This window comes from Kitasatospora sp. NPDC054939 (genome assembly GCF_053610105.1).
Genome location: NZ_JBSGXP010000262.1, coordinates 1 through 4,840 on the forward strand (window position 1 = coordinate 1; position 4,840 = coordinate 4,840).

Below are 4,840 nucleotides of genomic sequence, written 5' to 3' on the forward strand. Positions count from 1 at the left end.
TTTTTTATATCCTACGGGGGCGGCCGGGTTTTCCGGCCCCCCCCCCCCCCCCCCCCCGGCGCCCCCCCCCCCCCCCCCCCCCCGGCGGCCCCCCCCCCCCGGGCCCCGCCCCCCGGGGGGCCCGCCCCGCGGCACTCAGCGCCCGCGCAGCGCGCGGTAGCGGGCGACCAGCTCCGCGGTGGAGCTGTCCAGCGCGTCCGCGCCCTCGCCGGTCAGCAGCACCGGCTCGATCCGCTTGGCGAGGACCTTGCCGAGCTCGACGCCCCACTGGTCGAAGGAGTCGATGTTCCAGATCGCGCCCTGGACGAACACCTTGTGCTCGTACAGCGCGACCAGCTGGCCGAGCACCGACGGGGTCAGCTCGGCGGCCAGGATCGTGGTGGTCGGGTGGTTGCCCTTGAAGGTCTTGTGCGGCACCAACTCGGCCGGCACCCCCTCGGCGGCGACCTCCTCCGGCGTCTTGCCGAAGGCCAGCGCCTGGGTCTGCGCGAAGAAGTTGGCGAGCAGCAGGTCGTGCTGCGCGACCAGCCCGGGAAGCAGGTCGCCGACCGGGCGGGCGAAGCCGATGAAGTCGGCCGGGATCAGCTTGGTGCCCTGGTGGAGCAGCTGGTAGTAGGCGTGCTGGCCGTTGGTGCCGGGGGTGCCCCAGACCACCGGGCCGGTCTGCCAGGTGACCGGGTTGCCCTGGCGGTCCACCGACTTGCCGTTGGACTCCATGTCGAGCTGCTGCAGGTACGCGGTGAACTTCGACAGGTAGTGGGAGTACGGCAGCACGGCGTGCGCCTGGGCGTCGAAGAAGGCGCCGTACCAGACCCCGAGCAGGCCGAGCAGCAGCGGCACGTTCTGCTCCGGCGGGGCGGTGCGGAAGTGCTCGTCGACCAGGTGGAAGCCGTCCAGCATCTCGCGGAAGGCGTCCGGGCCGATGGCGATCATCAGCGAGAGGCCGATCGCCGAGTCGTAGGAGTAGCGGCCGCCCACCCAGTCCCAGAACTCGAACATGTTGGCGGTGTCGATGCCGAAGTCGGCGACGCCCTCGGCGTTGGTGGAGAGCGCCACGAAGTGCTTGGCGACCGCGTCGGTGTCCGCCTGCAGCTCGGTGAGCAGCCAGTTCTTCGCCGAGACCGCGTTGGTGATGGTCTCGATGGTGGTGAAGGTCTTGGAGGCGACGACGAACAGCGTCTCCGCGGCGTCCAGGTCGCGGACGGCCTCGTGCAGGTCGGCGCCGTCCACGTTGGAGACGAAGCGGACGTCCAGGTCGCGCGCGGCGTAGGAGCGCAGCACCTCGTAGGCCATCGCGGGGCCGAGGTCGGAGCCGCCGATACCGATGTTGACGACGGCCTTGATCGGCCTGCCGGTGTGGCCGCGCCACTCGCCGCTGCGGATCCGCTCGGCGAAGGCGGCCATCCGGTCCAGGACGGCGTGCACGCCGGGCACCACGTTCTCGCCGTCGACCTCGACGACGGCCCCGCGGGGGGCCCGCAGCGCGGTGTGCAGCACGGCCCGGTGCTCGGTGGTGTTGATCTTCTCGCCGCGGAACATCGCGTCGCGCAGACCGGCGACGCCGGTGGCCTCGGCGAGCTCGCGCAGCAGCTCCAGGGTCTCGTCGGTGACGAGCTGCTTGGCGAAGTCGACGTGGAGGTCGCCGACCTGGAGGGTGTAGCGGCGGCCCCGCTCCGGGTCGGCGGCGAACAGCTCACGCAGGTGCGTCTCGCCCAGCTCGGCCCGGTGCTTGGCCAGGGCGGCCCACTGCGGGGTGCGGTCCAGCGCGGTACGGGCGTCGGCACGGGTCTCCGACATCGGTTGCTCCTCGATTCGTCCGGGTGCAGCTAACCGGCAGGGCCAGGCGGGAGGGTGTCGCGAGGTCGTGCGGGTACTGCGGGTGGTGCGCCGACTCCGTTGACGGCCTGCCCGGAGTCACCCTATGCAACGTCGGGACCCCCGGCGCACATTCCGTTCGCCGACGCTCCAACGGAGGCCGTCCGGACGTGCCGTCGCTTCCGTCCGGACGTGCCGTCACTTCCGCTCGGAGCGCAGGTCCAGCCCGCGCAGCACCTGGTCGACGAGCTCCGGGTCGGCGCCGGCCTCGCTGCGGGCGATCAGCATCTCGCGCCGGGACGCGGCGATCATCTCCTGTTCGACCCGGTACGCGGCGCGCCACTGGCCGAGCCTCAGCTTGGCCTCGGCGGCCTCCTCCTCGGCGTAGTTCTCGGGGCAGAGCCGGGCCAGCCGGTCGTGCTGACGGTCCCGCAGCCGCTCGGCGACCTCGGCGGGCAGCCGGTCCTCCTGCTCCAGCTCGCCGAGCCGCGTCAGTCCGGCCTTGGCGGCCCGCCACCAGAGCTGCCGGACGGCCTGCTCGTGCCGGTCGTGGTCGAGGTCCAGCTCGAAGCGCTTGGCCAGCCAGGGCAGGGTGAGGCCCTGGACGAGCAGGGTGAAGAGCACCACGCTGAAGGCGATGAAGACCAGCCGCCCGCGCTCGGGGAAGCGCTCGCCCGAGTCCAGGGTCAGCGGGACGGCCAGGGCCAGCGCGACGGTCGCCACCCCGCGCATGCCCGACCACCAGAGCAGCACGCTCTCCTGCCAGCTGATCGGGGTGTCCTCCTCGGCGCCGGCCCGCAGCTTCCGGGAGAGCCAGCCGGCCGGGAGCAGCCAGAGCAGCCGGACCAGCACCACCGCGGCGATGACCACGGCGGCGTCCCCGAGCATGCTGGTCCAGCCGTCGCCGGCCTCCCTGAGGACGGTGGCGAGCTCCAGCCCGATCAGACCGAAGGCGGCGCCGGTGATCAGGATCTCGACGATCTCCCAGAAGGCGTTGCCGACCAGCCGGTAGGCGACGTCGTCGGCGTCGGCGGCCCGCTCGGCCAGGTAGAGCGCGCAGATCACGACGGCGAGCACGCCGGAGCCGTGGATCTCCTCGGCGAGGGTGTAGGCGGCGAACGGCACCAGCAGGTTGAGCGCGACCTGCTGGGTGGGGTCGTCCAGCCGGGAGGCCAGCCTGGCGTTGAGCCAGCCGAGGCCCACCCCGACCACCACCGCGAGGACGGCGGACAGCACGAAGCGCAGCCCCGCCTCGCCGACCGAGAAGTGGCCGGTCACCACGGCCTCGATGGCGAGCGAGTAGATGACGATCGCGGTGACGTCGTTGAACAGGCCCTCGCTCTCCAGGATCGCCACCAGTCGGCGGGGCAGTCCGACGCTGCCGGCCACCGCGACCGCCGCGACCGGGTCGGGCGGCGAGACCAGGGCCCCGAGGGCGACCGCGGCGGCCAGCGGCAGTGCGGGCAGCAGCCAGTGCACGGTGCTCGCCACCACCAGCGTGGTGACCACCACCAGGGCGACCGCGAGCACCAGGATCGAGCGGGCGTTGGCCCGGAAGTAGCGGACCGAGGAGCGGCGGGCGACCGCGAAGATCAGCGGCGGGAGGACGAGCGGCAGGATCAGGTCGGGATCCAGCTCGATGTTCGGGATCTGCGGGGTGAGGGCCATGGCGATGCCCAGGACGGTCATCAGCACCGGCTGCGGCACGCCGGTGCGCCGGGCGAGCGGCATGGTCACCACCGAGGCGAGCAGCACCATGAAGAGCAGGGGCAGCTGGCCCACGGAACGGTCCTCTCCGACGTACGTACGGGTTCGGGGTCGCCGCCAGGATAGATCGGACAATGCGCTGATCTGCGATGGCGCGCCGCACTTGACCTCAAGTGGGCTTGAAGTTCGATGATGCGGGGAACGTCCGACGGAGCGACAGGAGTGGACCCGCGATGAAGGCAGTGACCGTCCCCGAGTACGGCGGCCCCGAGGTACTGCGCGTGGCGCAGGTGCCCACCCCGGTGGCCGGCCAGGGCCAGGTGCGGGTCCGGGTGTACGCCGCCGGGCTGCAGCCCGTCGACCTCGCCGTCCGCGGCGGCTTCACCCCGCCCGGCGCCGTCGTCGAGCTGCCCGTCGTACCGGGGAACGAGTTCGCCGGCGTGGTCGACCAGCTCGGCCCCGGCAGCTTCGGCTGGGAGGTCGGCGACGAGGTGCTCGGCTTCCGGCTCCTCGGCAGCCACGCCGAGTACGTGGTCGTCGACGGCTCGCAGCTGGCGGCCAAGCCCGCCGGCATGCCCTGGGAGCAGGCCGGCGCCCTCTCCGCCTCCGGCCAGACCGCGCACACCGCCCTCGGCGAGCTGCGGGTGAAGGCCGGCGAGACGGTCCTCGTCCACGGCGCGGCGGGCGGGGTGGGCACCATGGCCGTGCAGCTGGCCGTCGCCCTGGGCGCGACCGTGATCGGCACCGCGAGCGAGCGCAACCACGACTACCTGGCGGAGCTCGGCGCCGTCCCGGTCAGCTACGGCGAGGGCCTGGCCGAGCGGGTCCGCGCGCTCGCCCCGCAGGGCGTGGACGCGGTCCTGGACGCCGCCGGGCGGGGCTCGGTCGAGGCCTCGGCCGGGCTGGTCGCCGACCACAGCCGGATCGGGACCCTCGTCGACCCGGAGGCCGCCGGGCGGTTCGGCGCCCGGTGGCTGCGCAGCGAGCGGACCGCGGCCCGGCTGGCCGAGCTGGTCGAGCTGTGGGAGACCGGGCGGCTGCGGGTGGAGATCGCCGAGACCTTCCCGCTGGAGCGGGCGGCCGAGGCGCACCGGCTGGTGGAGACCGGGCACGTCCGGGGCAAGGTGGTCCTCACGCCCTGAGCGGGCCCCCTGTACGCCCCCTCGGCGGCGCCCCGGGAAACCGATTGTGAGTTTCGGCCTGCGACCGGGTAATGTTCTCGGTGTCAGCAGGCGCCGCTAGCTCAGTTGGTTAGAGCAGCTGACTCTTAATCAGCGGGTCCGGGGTTCGAGTCCCTGGCGGCGCACAGACAGCCGGA

Annotated in this window: 3 protein-coding genes and 1 tRNA gene; 2 read left to right on the forward strand and 2 right to left on the reverse strand. The window is 73.0% G+C overall.

All coding sequences use genetic code 11. The annotated features are described in order from the left end of the window. Positions 1-135: 135 nt before the first annotated feature. Positions 136-1,797, reverse strand: a complete 1,662-nt coding sequence (gene pgi, locus ACWGB8_RS37785; protein ID WP_452218191.1) for a glucose-6-phosphate isomerase — start codon at positions 1,795-1,797, stop codon at positions 136-138. 216 nt (positions 1,798-2,013) lie between these two features. Further along, a complete protein-coding gene (locus ACWGB8_RS37790) occupies positions 2,014-3,597 on the reverse strand; it encodes a Na+/H+ antiporter (RefSeq protein WP_452218192.1) in 1,584 nt (527 codons plus the stop codon). Positions 3,598-3,755: 158 nt separating this feature from the next. Here ACWGB8_RS37790 and ACWGB8_RS37795 point away from each other — a divergent pair, with 158 nt between their 5' ends. Both ACWGB8_RS37795 and ACWGB8_RS37800 read left to right on the forward strand, forming a co-directional pair. Further along, entirely contained in the window at positions 3,756-4,664 is a 909-nt protein-coding gene (locus ACWGB8_RS37795) for an NADP-dependent oxidoreductase (protein ID WP_452218193.1), read from the forward strand. Positions 4,665-4,754: 90 nt separating this feature from the next. After that, positions 4,755-4,828: transfer RNA gene (locus ACWGB8_RS37800), tRNA-Lys, on the forward strand. Positions 4,829-4,840: the final 12 nt, after the last annotated feature.

Bases quoted from the DNA above. Each gene is read 5' to 3' on its own strand.
- pgi (WP_452218191.1), bottom strand. From the start codon at position 1,797: ATGTCGGAGACCCGTGCCGACGCCCGTACCGCGCTGGACCGCACCCCG.
- ACWGB8_RS37795 (WP_452218193.1), top strand. From the start codon at position 3,756: ATGAAGGCAGTGACCGTCCCCGAGTACGGCGGCCCCGAGGTACTGCGC.